General features: G+C 70.9%; 1 protein-coding gene and 2 pseudogenes. All 3 read right to left on the bottom strand.

Annotation, left to right across the window (positions count from 1 at the left end):
* Nucleotides 1-590, bottom strand: a pseudogene (phzE, locus tag FFS27_RS32665) (phenazine biosynthesis protein PhzE); the annotation flags it as partial.
* Nucleotides 587-1210, bottom strand: a complete 624-nt coding sequence (phzD, locus tag FFS27_RS32660; protein WP_003093625.1) for a phenazine biosynthesis protein PhzD — start codon at nucleotides 1208-1210, stop codon at nucleotides 587-589. The gene phzD and the pseudogene phzE, both read right to left, overlap by 4 nt.
* Nucleotides 1207-1548, bottom strand: a pseudogene (phzC, locus tag FFS27_RS32655) (phenazine biosynthesis protein PhzC); the annotation flags it as partial. The pseudogene phzC and the gene phzD, both read right to left, overlap by 4 nt.

Below are 1548 nucleotides of genomic sequence, written 5' to 3'. Positions count from 1 at the left end.
CGCTCGGGCGAGGCGCCGACCAGGGTGCGTTCGCCGGTGTGGACGATGAAGGTCCAGTAGGCGCCCTTCTCGCGCAGCAGCAACTGGCGGAAGAAACTCAGCGCGCTGGCCGTGGCGTAGCCGTCGATGCGCGCCTGGAAGCGCCGCTTGATCACGAAGTTGGCGCCTTCGCCGCGACCGATCTCGTCGGCGATGACCCGCCCGACCACTTCGGCGTAGGCCTCGTCGTCGAGGTCGAAACCTTCCTCGCTCAGTTCCAGCGCCTGGTTCGGCAGCAGCGCCAGGGCCTGCTCCAGCGGCAGCAGTTCCTGCTCCAGAACCTTCAGCGCCAGCAGCGGCGTGCCGTCGTCGAGCGCCTCGAAGCCGCGCTCGGCGATCTGCCGGTAGGGAATCAGCGCCAGCAGGTCATGGCGCGGCAGGCCCGGGCCGGGCTCGTCCAGCGGCAGATCGGCCAGGCCGTGCAGTTCGAGCGCCTCGCCGCGGATCACGTCGAGCAGGCCCGGGCCATTGCTTTCCGGGCGGTAGAGCAAGGCGAACGGCGCCGGCCGTTCGAGCAGGCGCTGCAACAGCGATGTGGGCAGGGCGTTCATTCCAGCACCTCGTCGGTGGTGACCACCATCGCGCAGCGGCTGGCGGCGTATTCCAGGGCCATGCGGTGGTGCGCCTCGCTGAAGTCGGCGATGGCGTCGGCCACCAGGAACGGCTGGATGTCGTTGGAGTAGGCGTCGACCGTGGAGATCAGCACCCCGACGTGGGCGTATACGCCGCACAGCACCAACTGGTCGCGGCCGGCGGCGCGCATCCGCTGGAGCAGGTCGGAGTGGAAGAAGGCGCTGTAGCGCCACTTGGTCAGCAGCCAGTCGTCCGGCCCCGGCGCCAGCTCCTCGACCACCTCGCGGTCGGCCGGACTGGCGCGCATGCCCGGCCCCCAGAAGTCCTTGAGCAGGCCGCGCTGCTCCTCGGTCATGCTGCCCGGCTGGGCGGTGTAGGCGATCTGCACGCCCTGCTCGACGCACCAGCGGCGTAGCCGCGCGGCGTTGGCCACCAGCCCGGCGCGCAGGCTCTCGGGCAGCGGGCGCAGGAAGTAGCGCTGCATGTCGTGCACCAGCAGCACCGCGCGCCGCGGCTCCAGGCTCCAGCGCGCCAGGTTGGCCGGCAGCTGCTGGGCGGTCGGCAAGGGATAGGCGGTGATTTCGGGAATGCCGCTCATGCCACGGTCTCCAGGGGGAAGGTTGCGCTCGGGATCGCTTCTGCGCCGGACCAGGCCATCACCGCGCTGAGCGCCTGCCAGGGGTTCAGCCGCGGATCGCAGAGGCTGGTGTAGTGCCGGCTGACCTGGTGCAGGCCGCTGGAATCGGCGACGCACTCGGTGACGTCGTCCGGGGTGGTCTCCAGGTGCAGCCCGGCGGCCACGCCGCCGGAGCCGGACACCGCCAGGCGGAACGCCGCCACCTCCTCGGCGATGCTGCGCACCAGGCGGGTCTTGTTGCCGCAGGGCGCGACGATGGTGTTGCCGTGCATCGGGTCGCTCAGCCAGATCACCGGGTG

It is taken from the genome of Pseudomonas sp. 2VD, from assembly GCF_005503585.1.
Lineage (GTDB): Bacteria > Pseudomonadota > Gammaproteobacteria > Pseudomonadales > Pseudomonadaceae > Pseudomonas > Pseudomonas aeruginosa.
Note: the sequence above shows the minus strand (reverse complement) of the source record. Positions and strands in the feature narration are given on the sequence as shown.

Excerpts from the sequence above, each read along its gene's own strand:
- phzD (WP_003093625.1), bottom strand. The coding sequence starts at position 1,210 with ATGAGCGGCATTCCCGAAATCACCGCCTATCCCTTGCCGACCGCCCAG.